The sequence below is a fragment of the Aquabacterium sp. J223 genome, from assembly GCF_024666615.1.
Classification (GTDB): domain Bacteria; phylum Pseudomonadota; class Gammaproteobacteria; order Burkholderiales; family Burkholderiaceae_C; genus J223.
In genome coordinates, this window is sequence record NZ_CP088297.1 from 3,608,077 (window position 1) to 3,627,504 (window position 19,428).

The window sequence follows — 19,428 nt, forward strand, 5'->3', positions numbered from 1 at the left end:
GCGATGGAATGGGGGGCGGCGGATTGTATGCAGGGGGTCCCGTCGGTCAGGGCCGTCCGAAGGCGGCGACCAGCGCGTCCACCGTGGGCGGCAGCACCTGCACGCCCACCATGCCGATCGCCCGCGCCCGCTCGGCGATGCGTGGGTGGCTGGCCACCGCCCGCGCGGCCGACCAATCGGCCCCGGGGCAGAACCGCCGCAGGTGGTCCACCGCCTCGCCGCTGCTGAGCAGCCAGACGTGGGCCCGCGGCCAGGCCAGCGCCCGGGCGGCCAGCGCCTGGTCGTCGGCCGTCCACCGGGCGGGCTCGCGGCGGTAGGCGGCGACGAAGTGCACGGCGGCGCCCTCGGCACGCAGCGCCTCGGCCAGCCACTCGCGGCCGCCCTCACCGCGCACGATCCAGGCCTCGGTGTCGCGCCAGTCGCGCAGCGGCTTCAACACCCGCCACAGCGCCTCCGAGTCGAACACGCCCTCGTGGACCGGCGGCTGCACGATGGCCGCGGCCGGCACGCCGGCCTGCACGAGCGCCTCGGCCGTGCCCGGGCCGGTGGCACCGGCCAGCACGCCGGCGGGCCACGCACGGTCCCGGGGCCGTGCGGCAAGGAACCGTGCCGCGGCGTTAGGGCTGACGAACATCGCCAGCGCCGCACCGGGCAGCGCCTGCCAGGCCACCGTGACCGCCCGCGGATCTGCCGGTGGTCCGATGGACAGCAGCGGCAGCGCGACCGCGTCGAGACCGGCCGCCGCCAGCCGCGCGACCCAGGCATCCGCCTGCGGTGGCGGCCGGGTGACGATCAGGCGCGGACCGTCGCCGTGGACGGGCGACGCCGGCGTCATGCGCCGGCGGGTGCGAGGTAGCCCGCGGCCCCCGCGGCGAACAGCGCATCGGCCGCGCGTTGCCCCAGGGCATGGGCCTGCGCCTCGTCGGCCACCTCGGCGTCGACGTGCGTGCGCAGCAGCGGCCGTTGGGGGGCGTCGACCTGGCCCAGCGCGGCCTGCAGCCGCAGCATGGCGCCGTCCCAGCGGGCATGCGCGGCCAGCGGCATGCTGCAGCTGCCGCCCAGCGCACGCGATACCTGGCGTTCGGCCAGCACCGCCAGCCAGCTCGGCCGGTGCACCAGCGCCTGCAGCCGGTGGCGCAGCTCGGCGTCGTCGGCACGCACCTCCAGGCCGAGCGCGCCCTGCCCGGCCGCCGGGATCATCTCGTCCACCTCGAACACCGAGCGGATGCGGGCGGCCAGTCCCAGCCGCTTCAGGCCGGCGGCGGCCAGCACGATGGCGTCGTAGTGCCCGTCGTCCAGCTTGCGCAGCCGGGTGTCGAGGTTGCCGCGCAGCGGCTCGATGCGCAGGTCCGGCCGCAGCGCACACAGCTGCGCCACCCGGCGCAGGCTGGAGGTGCCGACCACCGCGCCCTGCGGCAACGCCCGCACGCCGTCGAACCGGGCGCTGACGAACGCATCGCGCGGGTCCTCGCGCTCCAGCACCGCCGCCAGCACGAAGCCGTCGGGCAGGTCCATCGGCACGTCCTTCAGCGAGTGCACGGCCAACTGGGCGCGGCCTTCCTCCAGCGCCGTTTCCAGTTCCTTGACGAACAGGCCCTTGCCGCCGACCTTGGACAGCGTGCGGTCGAGGATCTGGTCGCCGCGGGTGGTCATGCCGAGCAGCTCGACCTCGAGGCCGAAGCGCCGTGTCAGCAGGTCGCGCACATGCCCGGCCTGCCACAGGGCGAGCCGGCTTTCGCGGGTGGCGATGAAGAGGGGAGCGGACATCGAAGGGATGCTAGCGGAAGTGCACCCCGCGGCCGGCGCAGGCAACATCGCCCCCGCACGGGCCGGTTCTTGCATGGCCGAGGCCCGCCCCACCCCCCCCTCGCCGACCCACGATGCCCCGCACCCCCGCCGCCGTTTCAACCACCGCCGCCGAAGCCGAGTACCGCGCCCTGCTCGACGACATCCGCCTGCTCGGCCGGCTGCTCGGCGACGTCATCCGCGAACAGGAGGGCCAGGCCGCCTTCGACCTGGTCGAGCAGGTGCGCCGCCTGGCCGTGGCCTACCGGGCGCGCGAGGACGCCGAGGCCGGCCGCAAGCTGGACAAGCTGCTGAAGCAGCTGTCGGGCGACCAGACGGTGAGCGTGATTCGCGCCTTCAGCTACTTCCTGCACCTGGCCAACCTGGCCGAGGACCGGGCCGAGGCCCGGCGCCAGCGCGCCCAGCGGCGCCAGGCGCACCGCCAGGCCGGCACGCTGGAACACGCGCTGGAGCGGCTGACCCAGGGCGGCCTGCACCCCGAGGACATCGCCGAGGCGCTGAAGGGCTTCCACGTCTCGCCGGTGCTGACGGCGCACCCGACCGAGGTGCAGCGGCAGAGCATCCTCGACGCCGAGCGCGCCATCGCGCTGCTGATCGAGCACCGCCACGACGCGGCCGAGGACGACGCCGCGCTGGCCGAGACCGAGGCGCTGCTGCGCGCGCAGCACTCACCCAGCTGTGGCAGACGCGCATGCTGCGCACCGCCAAGCTCACCGTCGCCGACGAGATCGAGAACGCGCTGGGCTACCACCGCAGCACCTTCCTCGCCACCGTGCCCAAGCTGTACGCCCGGCTGGAGCGGCTGCTGCCCGGGCAGCCGGTGCCGCCCTTCTTCCGCATGGGCCACTGGATCGGCGGCGACCGCGACGGCAACCCCAACGTCGGCGCCGGCACGCTGGAGCGCGCGCTGTCGCGGCAGAGCGAGACCGCGCTGCGCCACTACCTGACCGAGGTGCACACGCTGGGCGCCGAGCTGTCGATGTCGCTGCAGCTGGCCGGCGCCACGCCCGCGCTGATGGCGCTGGCCGACGCCTCCGGCGACCTCGGCCCGCACCGGCAGGACGAGCCCTACCGGCGCGCGCTGATCGGCGTCTACGCCCGGCTGGCGGCGACCCTGCACACGCTGACCGGCACCGAGGCGCTGCGCCATGCGCTGGCGCCGAGCACGCCCTACGCCGGCCCGGACGGCCTGCTCGCCGACCTGCGCTGCGTGGCCGACTCGCTGGCCGCCCACCACGGCCGCGCGCTGGTGGCGCCGCGGCTGGCGCCGCTGATGCGGGCGGTGGAGGTGTTCGGCTTCCACCTGGCCACCGTCGACCTGCGCCAGAGCTCCGACCGCCACGAGGCGGCGCTGGCCGAGCTGCTGGCGGCGGCGGGCGTCTGCGACGACTATGGCTCACTCGATGAGCCGGCCCGGCGCGCGCTGCTGCTGCGGCTGCTCGACGACCCGCGGCCGCTGCGCGTGCCGGGCCACGCCTACAGCGAGGACACGGTGGGCGAGGTGGCGGTGTTCGAGGCCGCCGCCGTGGCGCTGCGGCGCTTCGGCCGCGCCGCCATCCGCCACTACATCATCAGCCACACCGAGGCGGTGAGCGACCTGCTGGAGGTGCTGCTGCTGCAGAAGGAGGTGGGGCTGGTGCGCGGCCGCCTGAGCCAGGGCGGCGCGCAGGCGGCGCTCATCGTCGTGCCGCTGTTCGAGACCATCGGCGACCTGCGCAACGCACCGGCCATCATGGGCGAGCTGCTGGCCCTGCCCGGCATGCTGGACCTGCTCAAGGCCGGCGGCGGCGAGCAGGAGGTGATGCTGGGCTACAGCGACAGCAACAAGGACGGCGGCTTCTTCACCAGCAACTGGGAGCTCTACCGCGCCGAGCTGGCGCTGGTCGAGCTGTTCGGCCCGCTGGAGCAGGAACAGGGCCTCAAGCTGCGGCTCTTCCACGGCCGCGGCGGCACCGTCGGCCGCGGCGGCGGCCCGAGCTACCAGGCCATCCTGGCGCAGCCCACCGGCACGGTGAACGGGCAGATCCGGCTGACCGAGCAGGGCGAGGTCATCGCCTCCAAGTACAGCCACCCGGCCATCGGCCTGCAGCACCTGGAGACGCTGGTCGCCGCCACGCTGGAGGCCACGCTGCTGCACCCGTCGAAGCCGGCGCCGCAGCGCTTCCTCGACGTGGCGGCGCAGCTGTCCACCGCCTCGATGGCGGCCTACCGCCGGCTGGTCTACGAGACGCCCGGCTTCGTCGACCACTTCTTCGCCGCCACGCCGATCCGCGAGATCGCCGGCCTGCACATCGGCTCGCGCCCCGCATCGCGCAAGGCCACGCGCGCCATCGAGGACCTGCGCGCCATCCCCTGGAGCTTCTCCTGGGGCCAGTGCCGGCTGGCGCTGCCGGGCTGGTACGGCTTCGGCAGCGCGGTGATGGCCTTCCTCGACCAGGACGGCCCTCAGGAGAACAGCAGTGGCCGCGACGACCGGCTGGCCCTGCTGCAGCGCATGCACAAGCAGTGGCCCTTCCTGCGCACGCTGCTCGGCAACCTGGACATGGTGCTGGCCAAGGCCGACCTCGGCATCGCCGAGCGCTACGCGGCGCTGAGCGAGGACCCGCGCCGCGGCAAGGCCATCTTCAAGGCCATCGCCGCCGAGTTCCAGCGCTGCTGCGAGGCGCTGTCGCTGATCACCGGCGAGGCCGAGCGGCTGGCCGGCCAGACCACGCTGTCGCGCGCCATCGAGCACCGGCGGCCCTACCTCGACCCGCTGAACCACCTGCAGGTGGAACTGCTGCGCCGCTGGCGCCGGGGCGGCGACCAGGCCGCCGGGGCCGAGCGGCTGCAACGCGGCATCCACCTGTCGATCAACGGCATCGCGGCGGGGCTGCGCAACACGGGTTGACGACCGGCAGGTTCGCGGCGGTCGGGCAAGCTGCGGACCCTCCCCACCCCCGGAACTGGGGGGCCTGGGCCATGCATCCGGCACACCGGGTGCCGACGTAGTGCTTCGCGCCGGCGGTCAGCGTCGACCGCCGGCGTCATCACTCAGGGAGCACTCCAACATGCCTTCGGCCCGAATCCTCCGTTCCGCCCTGCCCGCCGCGCTGCTGGCCGCGGGTGTCGCCCACGCCGCGCCCATCGTCGGCCTGACCACCACCAACGCGCTCATCACTTTCGACAGCGCCACGCCCAGCTTCGGTTCGGCGCTGGCCGGCATCACCGGCCTGCAGTCGGCGAACGAGCGCATCCTCGCCATCGACCTGCGGCCCACCACCGGCCTGATCTACGGCGTCAGCACCGACTCCAAGGTCTACACGCTGGGCACCAACGGCGCGGCCAGCTTCGTGGCCCTGCTGGGCGAGCCGCTGGTCGGCGACGCGGTGGACATCGACTTCAACCCGGTGGCCGACGTGGGCGGCATGGCCTCGCTGCGCGTGGTCAGCAGCAGCGGCCAGAACCTGGCCTTCAACGTGGCCAACGGCGCCACCACCATCGCCACCGACATCCAGTCCAACTTCGCGGCGGTGGCCTACTCCAACAACGACACCGACCCGGGCACCGGCACCGCCCTGTACTACGTCGACAGCGCGGCCGACGTGCTGAAGGTGGCCACCGCCAACTTCAACGCCCCGGTGATCAACACCGTCGGCGCGCTGGGCTTCAACGCCAACGGCGTGGCCGGGCTGGACATCGCCGGCGCCAGCACCGCCTTCGCGGCGCTGACCAACGCCGACACCGGCAAGAGCGGCCTGTACGGCGTGAACCTGGCCACCGGCGCCGCCAGCTTCGTCGGCGAGTTCGGCATCGGCGGCAACCTGGCCGTCGCCCCGCCGCTGCTCGACCTGACGGTCGCGCCCATCCCCGAGCCCGAGACCTACGCCCTGATGCTCGCCGGCCTGGGCGCCATGGGCTGGGTGGCGCGTCGGCGCCGGGCGACGCAGGCCTGACCGGCCGACGGCGGACGCCCGGTGCAGGGCGCCAGCGGGGCGCGGGCGCTCAGCCGCCCAGCGCCTCGCGCACTGCGGCGAGCTGGCGGCGCGAGACCGCCAGCCATTCGCCCAGCGGCGCCACCTGCACCGCCCAGCCGACCTCGCCCGCGTCGGCGTCGTCGGCCCCGGCCACGGCGCGGCGTTCCAGCGCGCGCACCGCGCGCCGCGCCACCAGCGCGTTCCGGTGCACGCGCAGCAGGCGGCTGCCCAGCCGCCGCTCCAGGTCGGTGAGCGAGTCGTCGAGCAGGTAGCTGCGCTCGGCGGTGCGCAGGGTGACGTACTTCAGCTCGGCCTTGAGGTAGAGCACCTCGGCCACCGGCAGCCGCACCAGGCGCCCGCGGTCGCTGACCACCAGCACGTCGTCGCCGTCCGCCGAGGCCGAGGGCGGCGACGGCGCCATCAGACGCTGCGCCGCCCGCTGCAGCGCCTGCTGCAGCCGCTCGCGGCGCACCGGCTTGGTCAGGTAGTCCACCGCGTCCAGTTCGAAGGCCTGCACCGCGTGCTCGGCATGCGCGGTGACGAACACCACCGCCGGCGGGTTGGGCCGGCGGCGCAGGTCCTCGGCCAGCGCGGTGCCGTCGCGGCCGGGCATGCGCACGTCCAGCAGCAGCAGGTCGCAGGGCTGCGCGGCCAGGCAGGCCAGCGCCTGCTGCGCGTCGCCGGCTTCGGCGATGACCTCGGCCGCCGGCGAGCGGCATTCCTGCAGCAGGGTGCGCAGGCGGATGCGGGCCAGGGGCTCGTCGTCGACGACCAGCACCCGCAGGCGGTCTTGGCTCATGGAACTCCTCCTACACGGCCGAGCCTAGCGCTACAGCGGCACTTCCAGCCGCACGCGGAAGCCCGCGCCGGGTTCGCCGTCGTGGCCTTTGACCGGACCGGCCTCGAATTCCGCGGCCACGTCGTGCAGCAGCCGCAGCCGCTCGCGCACGTTCTGCAGCGCGATGCCGTGGCCGGGCTGCGCCGGCTGCTGCGGCGCCACGGTGTTGAGGATGGTGATGCGCGCGGCATGGCGGCGCGCTTCGGTCCTGACGACGATGCGCCCGCCATGGGGCGACGGCTCGACGCCGTGGCGCACGGCGTTCTCCACCAGCGGCTGCAGCAGCAGCGGCGGCAGGCGCGCCGCGTCGGCGTGCGGGTCGAGCTCCCAGCGCACCTGCAGCCGCTCGCCGAAGCGCACCTGCTCGATGGCCAGGTAGCGCTGCGCCAGCTCCAGCTCGTCGGCCAGGCTCACCGGCTCGCCCTGGTTCTCCAGCGCCACGCGGAAGAGCTGGGCCAGGTCCTCCAGCACCGACTCGGCCTGCTGCGGATCGACCCGCACCAGCGCGATGGCGGTGTTGAGCGCGTTGAACAGGAAGTGCGGCCGGATGCGCGACTGCAGCTCGGCCAGCCGCGCCGCCGTGTGCGCCGGCAGCCGCGAACGCAGCCGCAGCACCAGCCAGGCCCACAGCACCGCCGCCAGCCCGGCCCCGGCCAGCGGCACCGCCACCCAGCGCGGCGCCTCCATGTCGACCACGCCCAGCAGCCGCAGCAGGCCGAAGCCCAGCGTGGCGCACAGCGCCCCCCACACCGTGACCAGCGCCCAGCGCGGGCCGGAGCCAAGCGCCGCCAGTCGGCGCTTGGCGGCGCACACCGCCACCAGCCAGAGCAGCGTGGCGATGAGCCCGGCCATGACGGCAGGGCCGAGCAGGCTGAGCGCCTGCCACCAGGTGGCCGCCTGCAGCAGCGCGCCGACCAGCAGCACCGACTGCACGGTGAACACCGCCCGCAGCGCCAGGCCGGGGTGGCAGAGGTCGAAGCCCGCGGGCACCGCGCTGCGCAGCGGCAGGTGGTCCAGCGGGTCGGCGGCTTCGGATCGTGCGGTGGTCAAATACGCGCCTGACTCGATCATGGCGGCCTCACGCCGCCCCTGGCCCTTCGCCTGAAGGGCGCCGCATTGTGCGGCAGCACCCTGCCCTTGCCCGTTTCCCATCGCCATGTCGTCCAACCAACTCGACAAGAAGTCCGAAGCCTGGTCCGCGCTGTTCTCCGAACCGATGAGCGAGCTGGTGCAGCGCTACACCGCCAGCGTCTTCTTCGACCAGCGGCTGTGGCGGGCGGACATCGCCGGCTCGCTGGCGCATGCCGAGATGCTGGCCGCGCAGGGCCTGATCAGCGCCGATGACCACGCCGCCATCCGGCGCGGCATGGCACAGATCACCGAGGACATCGAGGCCGGCCGCTTCGACTGGAAGCTGGCGCTGGAGGACGTGCACCTGAACATCGAGGCGCGGCTGACCCAGCTGGTGGGCGACGCCGGCAAGCGGCTGCACACCGGCCGCTCGCGCAACGACCAGGTGGCCACCGACGTGCGGCTGTGGCTGCGCGACGAGATCGACGCCATCGGCACGCTGCTGGCCGCGCTGCAGACCGCGCTGGTGGACCTGGCCGAGCAGCAGGCCGAGACCATCCTGCCCGGCTTCACCCACCTGCAGGTGGCTCAGCCGGTGAGCTTCGGCCACCACCTGCTGGCGTACGTGGAGATGTTCTCGCGCGACGCCGAGCGTTTTGCCGACGCCCGCAAGCGGGTGAACCGCCTGCCGCTGGGCGCCGCCGCGCTGGCCGGCACGAGTTACCCGCTGGACCGGGAGCGGGTGGCGAAGACACTCGGCATGGACGGCGTGTGCCAGAACAGCCTGGACGCGGTGAGCGACCGCGACTTCGCCATCGAGTTCACCTCGGCCGCCACGCTGACCATGGTGCACATCAGCCGCTTCAGCGAGGAGCTGATCCTGTGGATGAGCCAGAACTTCGGCTTCATCGACATCGCCGACCGCTTCTGCACCGGCTCGTCGATCATGCCGCAGAAGAAAAACCCCGACGTGCCCGAACTGGCCCGCGGCAAGACCGGCCGCGTGGTCGGCCACCTGATGGGCCTGGTGACCCTGATGAAGGGCCAGCCGCTGGCCTACAACAAGGACAACCAGGAGGACAAGGAGCCGCTGTTCGACACGGTGGACACCCTGAAGGACACGCTGCGCATCTTTGCCGAGATGGTGGGCGGCATCACGGTCAAGCCCGAAGCGATGGAGCGCGCGGCGCTGAAGGGTTACGCCACCGCCACCGACCTGGCCGACTACCTGGTGAAGAAGGGCCTGCCCTTCCGCGACGCGCACGAGGTGGTGGCGCATGCCGTCAAGCAGGCGATCGCCGACGGCCGCGACCTGGCCGAACTGCCGCTGGCCACGCTGCAGGGCTTCCACCCCAGCATCGGCGAGGACGTGTTCGAGGTGCTGTCGCTGCGCGGCTCGCTGAACGCCCGCGCGCTCACCGGCGGGACGGCGCCGGCGCAGGTGCGCGCCCAGGTGGCGCGGCACCGGGCGCGCCTGGCCGGCTGAGTCCCGCACGCGCGGCGGCCAGCGCGGCGACGATCACGACGGCCGACAGCCCCACCCAGCCCCAGGCGATGAAGGCCACGCCGGCCCAGCCGCGGTAGAGCCAGGTGTCGAGCTGGTGCAGCGACACCGCCTCGGCCAGCAGCGTGGCCGCCTGGCCCCCCGCGGCGAGGCAGGCGATGCGCCAGGCCGTGCCGCGCTGGCGGGACAGGACGATCAGCCCTGCCCCCGACGCCGCGCACAGCAGCACCAGCAGCCCCACCTGCCACGGCACGCGCGAGCCATAGGCATCGGCCGCCCGGAACAGCGCGATGCCGGCCGCGCGCAGCGCGAAGCGGCCTTCCAGGAAGAGTTCGAGCACCCAGGCCGCCTGCACCCCCGCCATCACGCCCCAGCGGCCCACCGCCCGGCCGCGCACCGCCGCGCACGCCAGCGCGGCCAGCGTGAACACCACAATGCCGGTCCACTGAGAGGGGTTGGAGGGCCAGAGATGGGTCATGGGATGGCGGCGCGGATTGTGGCCGGCTGCGGGGAGCGCCGATGCCGCTGAGCGCCTGGGTGGCCTACGCGCTGTTCGCGCTGGCCGCCGTCGCCCTGTTCCGCTGGCGGCCGCCGGCCGAGGCCGCCTGGGCGGTCTTCCTCGGCGGCTGGCTGCTGCTGCCGGTGGGCGACTGGCCGCCGACCCCGGCCGGCCGCTTCCCCTACTGGATCACCGGCCTGGCGCTGCCGTCGGACGTGGGCGGGTCGAAGGCCATGCTGGCGTCGGCGGTGGCGCTGCTCGGCTCGCTCGTGGCCGACCCTGGCCGCTGGCGGCGGCTGCGGCCGGTGCCGCTGGACGCGCTGCCGCTGCTGTGGTGCCTGGCGCCGCTGTGGACGGGGCCCTGGCACGCCGACCCGGCGCCCGCGCCGTTGGCCGCCAGTGCCGAGGCCCTGCTGGCCTGGGGCGGGCCCTGGCTGCTGGGCCGCCTGTACGCCGCCGACGCCGCCGGCCGGGCCACGCTGCTGCACGCGCTGCGCGCCGCCGGCCTGGCCTGCCTGCCCATCGCGCTGCTGGAAGGCATCCGCGGCCCCTGGCTGCACGACGCGCTGTACGGCCCGCATCCCTTCCTGGAGGACGGCGCCGAGCGCACCCTCGGCTTCCGGCCGATCGGCTTCTTCGAACACGGCAACCAGTACGGCGTGTGGGTGGCGCTGTGCGCGCTGGCCGGCCTGGCGCTGGCGCACGACCGGCGCGGGCGCTGGCTCGCCGGCGTGCTGGTGGTCCAGGCGCTGGCCGCGCAATCGGTGGGCGCCATCGTGCTGATGGCGATCGGCGCCGTGCTGCTGGCCGTCGGCCCGCGCCCAAGGCGCACCTGGCTGGTCGGCCTGCCGCTGGCCGCGCTGCTGCTCGCCGGCGTCTACGCCTCCGGCCGCCTGCCCATCCACCACTGGGCCCGCGACACCGCCTGGGGCGCCAAGGCGCTGTCCCTGTCCCGCACCGCCGGCGGCAACTCCCTGGCCTGGCGGGTGTCGCAGGACCAGAAGCTGGCGCGCGAGGCCATCGCCCGGCCGATGGTCGGCAGCGGCCGCTGGGACTGGTTCATGGACCGAGGGACCCGGCCCTGGGGCCTGCCCCTGCTGCTGGCCGGCGCCTACGGCCTGCCGGCGCTGGCGGCCGCGCTGGGAATGCTGCTGCTGCCGTCGTGGGTGTGGGCGTGGCGACGGGCGGGGGAGCACCGGGTTGACCGGGCCGACGACCGGCCGGCCGCGCCATTCGACGCCACGGCAGCGCTGGCGCTGCTGCCGCTGCTCACGGTCGGGGATGCGCTGCTCAACAGTTTTCTGTTCTTTCCGGCGCTGGCGGTGGCGGGCGGGCTGGCGGCGAGGGGCGGGGTCCGCGGGTCGAAGCGCCCAGGGCAAAAGCGCCAGCCCATCCGCAGAAACTTAGGCCGCCTATTGCGCAGAACCGTCCTTCGAAAGACGGAGGAACCGGGGGTTCCCACAGAGGGAGGTCCGCGGCAGCATCGCGCGATGAGTAGGATTTTTATCCGACCCTGCAGCGGTGGCTGCGTGGCGTCCATTTGACGTTAGGCGCCATGACGTCATTCCTCCGCTTCGTGTTTGGTCCGACCAAATGGTGGGAGTACAAGCTCATCTTTGTGCGGATGGCTGCCGTTGCTCTTTCGCTTCTTGCGTTCTATGTGCTACTACAGTCCCCCTGGAAGCATCTGGCCACGCCGCTGTTCTGGCTATGCTTTCTTGTGCTTGTCGTGTCAATCACTTATCAGCTTCTACGGCGGTGGCGCGAGAGCCGCACCCGGGTCCAGCCAGGTACCGAGGCGCGCTCCAACCATGACGCCTAACCCCTCCATCGAGCGGACGCGCTACGACAAGGCACTCCGGCCGCGAGTCGCACAGGCTCATGTTGCGCCTCACGGCTTCCATGCCTCGCCTTTGCGCGTCGCTCATGTCGAACGTTAGGCCCCACACGACGCAATGCCTCGTCGCCATCCGTCCAAAGCCTTTAAGGAAACACTTGCGCAGCCGCCTGCTCAGTTGACCCCTTTTGCGCGCGCCCTCCTTTGGGCGTTTCGGAGTGACGCTCGTAGCGTGATTGCAATCGGCTTCTTGTTTGCAGTCGGCATGAGCCTCGGGCACCTACTTCCTGTAGGGTCCGCACCGCTCCGGTCCATCGCCACTGCAGCATTTATCTTCCTGATATTCGGCACTTTCGTCGGAGTGGTCCTCGTGACGGAAGAGAACCAGAAGTACGCTTCGTCCGGCGCCTGGCTTCGGGTCGCCTCTGGAGCTGTGGCACTGGCAGCGATTGCCGTCTTGCTGTCCGCACCCTGGAGCGTGGTAGGGTTTGCCGCCTTGGTTGGCGTCATGCTCGGCTACGCGGGAATCTATTGGGTCAAGCACATCTAGCCGTGGCAGTGCGGCCTAACCCTTCGCTCGAGCGGACCTCCAGCGGCAGAGCCGCCTGGCCCTTCCGGGGCCAGCAGGATATCGCCCCCTCCAGGGCCAGGCGCCTCTGCCGTCTCCGGCCCGCTCAGCTCGAACGTTAGCCATCACAGATCCAACATGCGCTTCTCTCAACGCGTCGGCATTGGCAGAGACGGCTAACCCTTCTACAGGGACTTCCCATCGAGTCAACACTTTCGTTGATAGCTCTCTCTCTTGATCCTTTTCTCATTGCGTGCTTGAAGCCGCAGCACCACAGAGAACAGACTGCACATCTACAGGCGGCCTTGTTGCACCGGTGTCTCGGTGCGGGCCCAGATACCAACCGCTGGGGCAGGACTCTTCACTCGTCGTCGTAACCCATCTGGTGGCTATTGACGTTCGGCCGCACACTCTCGCCGCCTTGCATGAAATCGCTCCGCATACACCTCGTCGCTCTCGCGCTTCCTGTTGTCTTTGCAAGCTCGGTCGCACAAACCCTCCCGCCACCGTCGCGTACGGTCTATCGGTGCGAACAGGACGGCAAGGTGGTGTATTCCGATGCGCCGTGCCTTGGTGCCAAGCGTGTTGACGTCGCTCCAACTCGCGGCTTGGACGCGACAAGCGGGCGTCCTCAAGCCGGCGCTGATGTTCGCCGGGAGACGCACAACGAACTGATGTCGGACGCGCTGCGACCACTGCTGAACGAGAGTCCGGAGCAACGCGCAACACGCCACAAGCGCTTCAAGCTGTCAGCCGCAGCGAAGTCAGAATGCGAGGCCCTGGACGCGCAGATCCCCGAGCTGGAGAGTCAGGAGAAGTCGGCTCGGTCGGACTCCCTCATCCAGGTCCAGCGGGCGCTTCTGGCTGCAAGAAGCCGGTTCCGCGAACTCAGGTGCTAGTGCGGCGTTTGGGCCGCACAGTCACCGCACCGCCTCTGGAAAGGAACTTCATGGCGACCTTCGTGTTGGTTCACGGCGCCTGGGGCGGCGCCCACGGCTTCCGGCATGTCCGTCGGCTTCTGCGGGCACAAGGTCATGAGGTCTCGACGCCGAGCCTCACGGGCATCGGCGAGAGGGTTCACCTGGCAAGTCCTCTGGTGAAGCCGGCTGCGGCCACACAAGATGCAAGCTGGTGTGCAACGCAGGAACGATCGAACTGACTTCTTTCATCGGCGATCGCAATCACCCTAGGGCGGAGCGGAGCTACATGTTCGACGAGCAGGCTTTCCGCGCCATCGAGGATGAGATCCGACATATCGCCGTTGCGGAGGCCGTCCGAACCAACCTCAGGATGAGCAGGAGTGTCGGCTAACCCCTCCATTGAGCGGACAGGTCCCGGCACGCGGGGTCGTCCGCTTTTGTCGAACGCTCGGCGCGGCGATAGCAAATGACCTCAACGTCGCGAGCCGCCCTTGTATGGAGTCTCTTCTTCGCCTCAGTGTCCGCCGCCGCTGCGTTCGACTTACTGGCGTGGGCATCGCCGTGGTACTTCCCGGGCCAAGGGCTCTTCGTCGTGGTCACCGTCGCGCTGGCTGCGCTCGTCATCCGCACAGTTGGTGCCACTGTGCGCACTGTCGGGGTTGCGTTAGCCGGTGTCGCGGCAGCTAACTGGTCTGTACTTCAGGGGCTTGCAACGGTCGCTGCCTGGTCACTCGGCGGTTTCGCGCCCTAGCATCCCTCCGCCCACCAGCGGCCAGCCCCGCCGGGCCCGCCGTTTGCGGCTCAACCGGCTTTGGGCAGAGGTCACCATGTCTGAACGCAACAAGGCGGTTCTCCGGGAAGCCAACGCGGCCATCGACCGAGGCGACACCGAGGCGTTTCTGTCGCATTGCACCGAAGACCTGCAGTGGACGGCGGTGGGCGAGATGACGCTGAGCGGGAAGGACGCCGTTCGTCGGTGGATGGCGACGGCCTACGCCACCCCGCCGCAGTACACCGTCGATGAACTCATTGCCGAGGGCGACACGCTGGTGGCCATCGGCGAGATCCTGGCGCAGGACCAGGACGGACGGACCGTGCCTCACCGGTACTGCGATGTCTGGCGGGTTCGCTCGGGCAAACTGGCAGAGCTGCGGGCGTTCGTCATCCCGGCGTCCGCCACGTAGCGCGTCCACCGGCTTGCGGCGCTGGCCGCGGGCCTGACCGAGGAGCAAGCCCATGTCGCCATCGCCAGCGGCCGTGCAAGCGGTGCGCCCCACCGAGGAAGTCGCCACGCTGCAGCGCCTGCCCTATTTCCTCGGCATCTCGGGCGCGTCGGTCGGGGCCGGCGGCCTGTCCATGCACCTGGTCGTCATTCCGCCCGGCGCCCAGGCGGAGCCGCATGTCCACCTGGGCTACGAGACGGGGATCTATGTGCTGGAGGGCACGGTCCGCACGCGCTGGGGCCAGCACCTCGAGCACGAGGTGGTCAGCCGGCCGGGCGAGTTCCTGTTCGTCCCGCCCGGGGTGCCGCACGACGCGACGAACCTCAGCACCACCGAGCCGGCCCGCGCGGTCGTGGCCCGCAACGACCCCGCCGAGCAGGACAAAGTGGTGCCCTACCGCGTCGGCCCTCCATCACCCGGGCAGAAATGACGAAGGGCCCCGAGGGGCCCTTCTTCGTCATGTGAAGACGCCGCGTCGCGCTCAGGCCCTGGCCGCCCGCAGCTTCAGCGAGAACTCCTGCAGCGCGGCGATGCCGCTTTCCTCGGCCTTCTTGCACCAGGCCTGCAGGTCGTGCACCAGCTGGTCGGCCGACGCGTTGGTGCGGGTCCAGATGAGGCGCAGCTCCTCGCGCATGGCGACCAGCTTGCCCAGCGTGGCGTGCTCGGCGGCGACGCGGGCCACCTGCGGCTTCACGCCGTGCGGGATCTTGTCCTCGTCGCGGTGCAGCCAGCGCTTGGCCAGCCGCAGCTCGGAGGCCTGTGCCGCCGTCTTGCCGCCCTGGGCCTTCAGCCGCGCCAGCTCCTCGGCGCAGCTGCGCTTGAGCGCCTTGCCGTAGCTCGCCATCACCTCGTAGCGGTGGGCGATCAGCGCCTCCAGCGTCTTGTCGTCGGCCACCGGGCGCACGTCGCCCAGCTTCAGCTGGGGCGCGGTCTTGCGCACCTTGGCCTGGCCGATGAACTCCAGCGCCTTGATGTAGCCCCAGGCGATGTCGAACTCGTACGGCTTGACCGACAGCTTGGCGCTGGTCGGGTAGGTGTGGTGGTTGTTGTGCAGCTCCTCGCCGCCGATGAGGATGCCCCAGGGCGAGACGTTGGTGCTGGCGTCGGCCGCCTCGAAGTTGCGGTAGCCCCACCAGTGGCCGATGCCGTTGATGATGCCGGCGGCGGTGATGGGGATCCACAGCATCTGCACCGCCCACACCGTCAGGCCGACGGCGCCGAACAGGAACAGGTCGAGGATCAGCATCAGGCCCACGCCCTGCCAGGTGTAGCGGCTGTACAGGTTGCGCTCGATCCAGTCGTTGGGCACGCCGTGGCTGAACTTGGCCAGCGTCTCCTGGTTCTTCGCCTCGGCGCGGTACATCTCGCTGCCGGTCAGCAGCACGGCCTTGATGCCGCGGGTCTGCGGGCTGTGCGGGTCGTCCTCGGTCTCGCACTTGGCGTGGTGCTTGCGGTGGATGGCGACCCACTCCTTGGTCACCATGCCGGTGGTCAGCCACAGCCAGAAGCGGAAGAAGTGCGAGGCGGCCGGCGCGATGTCCAGCGCCCGGTGCGCCTGGGCGCGGTGCAGGAAGATCGTCACCGACGCGATGGTGACGTGGGTCAGCGCCAGGGTGATCAGCACCAGCTGCCACCAGTTGGCGTCGACAACGCCGTGGGCCAGCCAGTCGACCAGCGCAGCCCACACCGTAGAGAGTTCGTTCATCGAGGTAAATGCCTGAGGAGCCTGAAAGAAGGCGGGCGGATTGTAAGTGGCGCCCCGGGGAACCACCTTACAGCCGACGAGGTTAGACGGCCTGCCGTCGCAGGGTTCCATCCCGGGGGACGGTATTTCCTGTCCTCATCCGGGCTTCGACCCGGCCCGCGCTGGTCATCCGACCCGTGCAACGCCCATGCCGACGCGGCCGTGGGGTCACGCCCGCTGCCAGGCGGCGGCGAAGAACCCGTCGGTGCCGTGGCGGTGCGGCCACAGCCGCAGGACGTCGCCGTCGACCAGCGAGGCCGCCTCGCCCACCTGCGCCTGCGCCAGCAGGTCGGCGGCGGGCAGCGGCCGGAAGTCGCGGTGCGCGGCGCCGAAGGCCTCGGCGATGGCCTCGTTCTCCGGCGCCAGCAGGCTGCAGGTGGAATAGACCAGCCGGCCGCCGGACTTCAGCAGCCGGGCGGCGCTGGCCAGGATGGCGGCCTGCTTCTGCGTCAGCTCGGCCAGCGCCTGCGGCGACTGGCGCCACTTCAGGTCGGGGTTGCGGCGCAGCGTGCCCAGGCCGGTGCAGGGCGCGTCGACCAGCACCCGATCGACCTTGCCGGCCAGCCGCTTGACGCGGTCGTCGCGCTCGTGGGCGATCTGCACCGGGTGCACGTTGGACAGGCCGCTGCGCGCCAGCCGCGGCTTCATCGCCTCCAGCCGGTGGCCGGAGACGTCGAAGGCGTACAGCCGGCCGGTGCTGCGCATGGCCGCGCCGAGCGCCAGCGTCTTGCCGCCGGCGCCGGCGCAGAAGTCGACCACCATCTCGCCGCGCTTCGGCGCCACCAGCAGCGCCAGCAGCTGGCTGCCCTCGTCCTGCACCTCGACCTCGCCGCGGGTGAAGACGTCGAGCTTCTGCAGCGCCGGCTTGCCCGGCACCCGCAGGCCCCAGGGCGAGAACGGCGTGGGCTCGGCCGCGATGCCGGCCTCGGCCAGCGCCTGCTGCACCGCCTCGCGCTTGGCCTTCTGCACGTTGACCCGCAGGTCCAGCGGCGCCGGTTGCAGCAGGGCGTCGGCCAGCGCCATGAAGTCGGCCTCGCCCAGCCGGGCCTGCAGCGGCTGGGCGATCCAGTCGGGCAGGTTGTGGCGCAGCTTGGGCGCCAGCGTGGCGGGGTCGACGGCCAGCGCCTGGCGCCGCCAGGCCGCTTCGTCGGGGTTCAGCGCGACGGCCAGGAACCCCTCGTCGCCCTGCCAGGCCAGCAGCGCCAGCCGCCGCTCCATCGGGCCCGGGCCGCCCTGGGCCAGGTGCTGCCAGCGCAGGCGCTGGCGCAGCACGGCGTAGGCGGTCTCGGCCAGGGTGTGGCGCTCGCGCGGGCCGAGGCCGCGCTGCTCGCGGAAGAAGGTGGAGACGGTGCCGTCGGCCGGCGCGTCCAGCTTCTGGAGGCGCGCGACCAGGTCGGCGGCCAGCGCCAGCAGGGCCTTGGGGTGCACCGCTGCTGCCCCCGCCTACTCGGCCACCACGGCCTGCGGCTCGCCGTCGAGCTGGCGCACCGCGCCGCCGTCCAGCCGCAGCCGGCCGTGGACGAACCAGCGCACCGCGCGCGGCACGATCCGGTGTTCCTGGGCCAGCACGCGCTCGGCCAGCGAGGCCTCGTCGTCATCCGGCCGCACCGGCACCGCCGCCTGCAGCACGATGGGGCCGTGGTCCAGCTCGGCGGTGACAAAGTGCACCGTCGCGCCAGCCCACTTGACGCCGGCCTCGAGCGCCCGCCGATGGGTGTGCAGGCCGGTGAAGGCCGGCAGCAGCGAGGGGTGCACGTTCATCAGCCGGCCCTCGTAGCGGGCGACGAAGTCCGGCGTGAGGATGCGCATGAAGCCGGCCAGCAGCACCAGGTCCGGCGCCTGGGCGTCGATGGCCTCGGCCAGCGCGGCGCCGAAGGCGGCGCGGTCGCCGCCATGGCGGCGGAAGTCGACCACGTCGGTGTGCAGCCCGTGGTCCCGGGCCCAGGCCAGGCCGGCCGCTTCCGGCCGGTCGGCGATCACCGCCGCCACCTCGGCCGGCCAGCCCTCGTCGGCGCAGGCCCGCGCCACGGCGGCCATGTTGCTGCCGCGGCCGGAGATGAGGACGACGATGCGCTGCGGTTTCATGAAGGGGCGGCAGTGTAGCGGCGGCCGCCCGACGGCCAGGGGCAGAATGTCCGGATGTCCGAACGCGTCCTCACCGGCATCACCACCACCGGCACGCCCCACCTGGGCAACTACGTCGGGGCCATCCGGCCGTCGGTCGCGGCCAGCCGCGAGCCGGGTGTGCAGAGCTTCTTCTTCCTGGCCGACTACCACGCGCTGATCAAGTGCGACGACCCGGCGCGCATCGCCCGCTCGCGGCTGGAGATCGCGGCCACCTGGCTGGCCTGCGGGCTGGACCCGGCGCGCGTCACCTTCTACCGGCAGAGCGACATCCCCGAGATCCCGGAGCTGACCTGGCTGCTGACCTGCGTCTGCCCCAAGGGGCTGATGAACCGGGCCCATGCCTACAAGGCCGCCACCGACGCCAACGAGGCCGCCGGCCAGGAGCCGGACGACGGCGTCAGCATGGGCCTGTTCAGCTACCCCATCCTGATGGCCGCCGACATCCTGCTGTTCAACGCGCACCGGGTGCCGGTGGGCCGCGACCAGGTGCAGCACATCGAGATGGCGCGCGACATGGCGCAGCGCTTCAACCACCTGTTCGGCGCCGGCCGCGAGCTCTTCGTGCTGCCGCGCGCCGAGATCGAGGAAGACGTGGCGACGCTGCCGGGGCTCGACGGCCGCAAGATGTCGAAGAGCTACGACAACACCATCCCGCTGTTCGCGGGCGGCGCGGCGGCGCTGAAGGACGCGATCGCGCGCATCGTCACCGACTCGCGCGCGCCCGGCGAGCCGAAGGAGCCCGACGGCAGCGCGCTGGTCATGGTGCACGACGCCTTCGCCACGCCGGACGAGCGCGCCGCCTTCCACGCCGAGCTGCGCGCCGGCCTGGCCTGGGGCGAGGCCAAGCAGCGGCTGGTGGCCCTGGTCGAGCGGCACATCGGCCCGATGCGCGAGCGCTATGTCGAGCTGATGGCCCGGCCCGACCGCATCGAGGACATCCTTCAGGCCGGCGCCGCCAAGGCGCGCGCGGTGGCACGGCCGCTGCTGGACGAGCTGCGCGAGGCGGTGGGGCTGCGCCCCGCCACCGCCGCCGACACCGGCGGCGCCGCGCCGGCCAAGCCCCGGGCCGAAGCGCTGGCCGCCTTCAAGCAGTACCGCGAGGCCGACGGCCGCTTCTACTTCAAGCTGGTGGCCGCCGACGGCGCGCTGCTGCTGCAGAGCACCGGCTTCGACAACGGCCGCGACGCCGGCGCCTGGGTCAAGCGGCTGAAGGCCGAGGGCGCCGCGGCGCTGGCGGAGGCGCCGCTCGACCGGGCGCAGGGCGACCTGGCCGCGGCGGCCGCTGCCCTCGACGCGCTGGCCGCTGCCGAGGCGGCGGCCTGAACGGCGTTGCAC

The 19,428-nt window shown here is 72.2% G+C and carries 16 protein-coding genes and 1 pseudogene; 9 read left to right on the top strand and 8 right to left on the bottom strand.

What is annotated here, in order from left to right; all coding sequences use genetic code 11:
* Positions 1-46: 46 nt before the first annotated feature.
* Positions 47-835, bottom strand: a complete 789-nt coding sequence (locus LRS07_RS17090; RefSeq protein WP_260499147.1) for a uroporphyrinogen-III synthase — start codon at positions 833-835, stop codon at positions 47-49.
* Positions 832-1,767 (bottom strand): hydroxymethylbilane synthase, encoded by a 936-nt coding sequence (hemC, locus tag LRS07_RS17095; RefSeq protein ID WP_260499148.1) that lies wholly within the window; start codon positions 1,765-1,767, stop codon positions 832-834. The genes LRS07_RS17090 and hemC overlap by 4 nt, the downstream gene beginning before the upstream one ends.
* A 113-nt stretch (positions 1,768-1,880) precedes the next feature.
* On the opposite strand from hemC, the pseudogene ppc reads away from it, so the two are divergent.
* Positions 1,881-4,696: pseudogene (gene ppc / locus LRS07_RS17100) on the top strand (phosphoenolpyruvate carboxylase).
* A 160-nt stretch (positions 4,697-4,856) separates the two neighbouring features.
* Complete coding sequence (locus LRS07_RS17105) at positions 4,857-5,741, top strand: DUF4394 domain-containing protein (protein ID WP_260499149.1); 885 nt, start codon at positions 4,857-4,859, stop codon at positions 5,739-5,741.
* A 49-nt stretch (positions 5,742-5,790) separates the two neighbouring features.
* Here LRS07_RS17105 and LRS07_RS17110 read toward each other — a convergent pair whose 3' ends face one another.
* A complete protein-coding gene (locus tag LRS07_RS17110; RefSeq protein WP_260499150.1) occupies positions 5,791-6,561 on the bottom strand; it encodes a LytR/AlgR family response regulator transcription factor in 771 nt (256 codons plus the stop codon).
* 30 nt (positions 6,562-6,591) lie between these two features.
* Entirely contained in the window at positions 6,592-7,650 is a 1,059-nt protein-coding gene (locus LRS07_RS17115) for a sensor histidine kinase (RefSeq protein ID WP_260499151.1), read from the bottom strand.
* A gap of 106 nt (positions 7,651-7,756) precedes the next feature.
* Between LRS07_RS17115 and argH the strand changes: the two genes are divergently transcribed.
* Positions 7,757-9,157: an argininosuccinate lyase gene (gene argH, locus LRS07_RS17120; RefSeq protein ID WP_260499152.1), complete on the top strand. Its 1,401-nt coding sequence runs from the start codon at positions 7,757-7,759 to the stop codon at positions 9,155-9,157.
* On the opposite strand, the gene LRS07_RS17125 is transcribed toward argH, so the two are convergent.
* Complete coding sequence (locus LRS07_RS17125; protein ID WP_260499153.1) at positions 9,087-9,653, bottom strand: hypothetical protein; 567 nt, start codon at positions 9,651-9,653, stop codon at positions 9,087-9,089. The genes argH and LRS07_RS17125 overlap by 71 nt on opposite strands.
* Before the next feature lie 41 nt (positions 9,654-9,694).
* Here LRS07_RS17125 and LRS07_RS17130 point away from each other — a divergent pair, with 41 nt between their 5' ends.
* The 5 genes from LRS07_RS17130 to LRS07_RS17150 all read left to right on the top strand — a co-directional run bounded on the left by LRS07_RS17130 (position 9,695) and on the right by LRS07_RS17150 (position 14,652).
* Entirely contained in the window at positions 9,695-11,218 is a 1,524-nt protein-coding gene (locus tag LRS07_RS17130) for a hypothetical protein (RefSeq protein ID WP_260499154.1), read from the top strand.
* Positions 11,219-11,229: 11 nt separating this feature from the next.
* Positions 11,230-11,496 carry a hypothetical protein gene (locus tag LRS07_RS17135; RefSeq protein WP_260499155.1) on the top strand — a complete coding sequence of 89 codons (267 nt, stop codon included), beginning with the start codon at positions 11,230-11,232 and terminating at the stop codon, positions 11,494-11,496.
* Between the two features lie 247 nt (positions 11,497-11,743).
* On the top strand, positions 11,744-12,061 hold the full coding sequence (locus LRS07_RS17140; protein ID WP_260499156.1) for a hypothetical protein: 318 nt from the start codon (positions 11,744-11,746) through the stop codon (positions 12,059-12,061).
* 1,765 nt (positions 12,062-13,826) lie between these two features.
* On the top strand, positions 13,827-14,183 hold the full coding sequence (locus LRS07_RS17145) for a nuclear transport factor 2 family protein (protein WP_260499157.1): 357 nt from the start codon (positions 13,827-13,829) through the stop codon (positions 14,181-14,183).
* 52 nt (positions 14,184-14,235) lie between these two features.
* The gene (locus tag LRS07_RS17150) at positions 14,236-14,652 is read left to right on the top strand and encodes a cupin domain-containing protein (RefSeq protein ID WP_260499158.1); all 417 of its coding nucleotides are present in this window, start codon (positions 14,236-14,238) and stop codon (positions 14,650-14,652) included.
* A 51-nt stretch (positions 14,653-14,703) separates the two neighbouring features.
* Here LRS07_RS17150 and LRS07_RS17155 read toward each other — a convergent pair whose 3' ends face one another.
* The 3 genes from LRS07_RS17155 to purN all read right to left on the bottom strand — a co-directional run bounded on the left by LRS07_RS17155 (position 14,704) and on the right by purN (position 18,051).
* Positions 14,704-15,927: a DesA family fatty acid desaturase gene (locus LRS07_RS17155; RefSeq protein ID WP_260499159.1), complete on the bottom strand. Its 1,224-nt coding sequence runs from the start codon at positions 15,925-15,927 to the stop codon at positions 14,704-14,706.
* A 207-nt stretch (positions 15,928-16,134) separates the two neighbouring features.
* Positions 16,135-17,394 carry an RsmB/NOP family class I SAM-dependent RNA methyltransferase gene (locus LRS07_RS17160; RefSeq protein ID WP_260499160.1) on the bottom strand — a complete coding sequence of 420 codons (1,260 nt, stop codon included), beginning with the start codon at positions 17,392-17,394 and terminating at the stop codon, positions 16,135-16,137.
* A 15-nt stretch (positions 17,395-17,409) separates the two neighbouring features.
* Positions 17,410-18,051, bottom strand: a complete 642-nt coding sequence (purN, locus tag LRS07_RS17165) for a phosphoribosylglycinamide formyltransferase (protein ID WP_260499161.1) — start codon at positions 18,049-18,051, stop codon at positions 17,410-17,412.
* Between the two features lie 54 nt (positions 18,052-18,105).
* Here purN and LRS07_RS17170 point away from each other — a divergent pair, with 54 nt between their 5' ends.
* Positions 18,106-19,416: a tryptophan--tRNA ligase gene (locus LRS07_RS17170; RefSeq protein WP_260499162.1), complete on the top strand. Its 1,311-nt coding sequence runs from the start codon at positions 18,106-18,108 to the stop codon at positions 19,414-19,416.
* Positions 19,417-19,428: the final 12 nt, after the last annotated feature.

What these genes read in the sequence shown, in the direction of transcription:
- LRS07_RS17090 (WP_260499147.1), bottom strand. Translation starts at nt 835, where the DNA reads ATGACGCCGGCGTCGCCCGTCCACGGCGACGGTCCGCGCCTGATCGTC.
- hemC (WP_260499148.1), bottom strand. Translation starts at nt 1,767, where the DNA reads ATGTCCGCTCCCCTCTTCATCGCCACCCGCGAAAGCCGGCTCGCCCTG.
- LRS07_RS17105 (WP_260499149.1), top strand. Translation starts at nt 4,857, where the DNA reads ATGCCTTCGGCCCGAATCCTCCGTTCCGCCCTGCCCGCCGCGCTGCTG.
- LRS07_RS17110 (WP_260499150.1), bottom strand. Translation starts at nt 6,561, where the DNA reads ATGAGCCAAGACCGCCTGCGGGTGCTGGTCGTCGACGACGAGCCCCTG.
- argH (WP_260499152.1), top strand. Translation starts at nt 7,757, where the DNA reads ATGTCGTCCAACCAACTCGACAAGAAGTCCGAAGCCTGGTCCGCGCTG.
- LRS07_RS17125 (WP_260499153.1), bottom strand. Translation starts at nt 9,653, where the DNA reads ATGACCCATCTCTGGCCCTCCAACCCCTCTCAGTGGACCGGCATTGTG.
- LRS07_RS17130 (WP_260499154.1), top strand. Translation starts at nt 9,695, where the DNA reads ATGCCGCTGAGCGCCTGGGTGGCCTACGCGCTGTTCGCGCTGGCCGCC.
- LRS07_RS17135 (WP_260499155.1), top strand. Translation starts at nt 11,230, where the DNA reads ATGACGTCATTCCTCCGCTTCGTGTTTGGTCCGACCAAATGGTGGGAG.
- LRS07_RS17145 (WP_260499157.1), top strand. Translation starts at nt 13,827, where the DNA reads ATGTCTGAACGCAACAAGGCGGTTCTCCGGGAAGCCAACGCGGCCATC.
- LRS07_RS17150 (WP_260499158.1), top strand. Translation starts at nt 14,236, where the DNA reads ATGTCGCCATCGCCAGCGGCCGTGCAAGCGGTGCGCCCCACCGAGGAA.
- LRS07_RS17155 (WP_260499159.1), bottom strand. Translation starts at nt 15,927, where the DNA reads ATGAACGAACTCTCTACGGTGTGGGCTGCGCTGGTCGACTGGCTGGCC.
- purN (WP_260499161.1), bottom strand. Translation starts at nt 18,051, where the DNA reads ATGAAACCGCAGCGCATCGTCGTCCTCATCTCCGGCCGCGGCAGCAAC.
- LRS07_RS17170 (WP_260499162.1), top strand. Translation starts at nt 18,106, where the DNA reads ATGTCCGAACGCGTCCTCACCGGCATCACCACCACCGGCACGCCCCAC.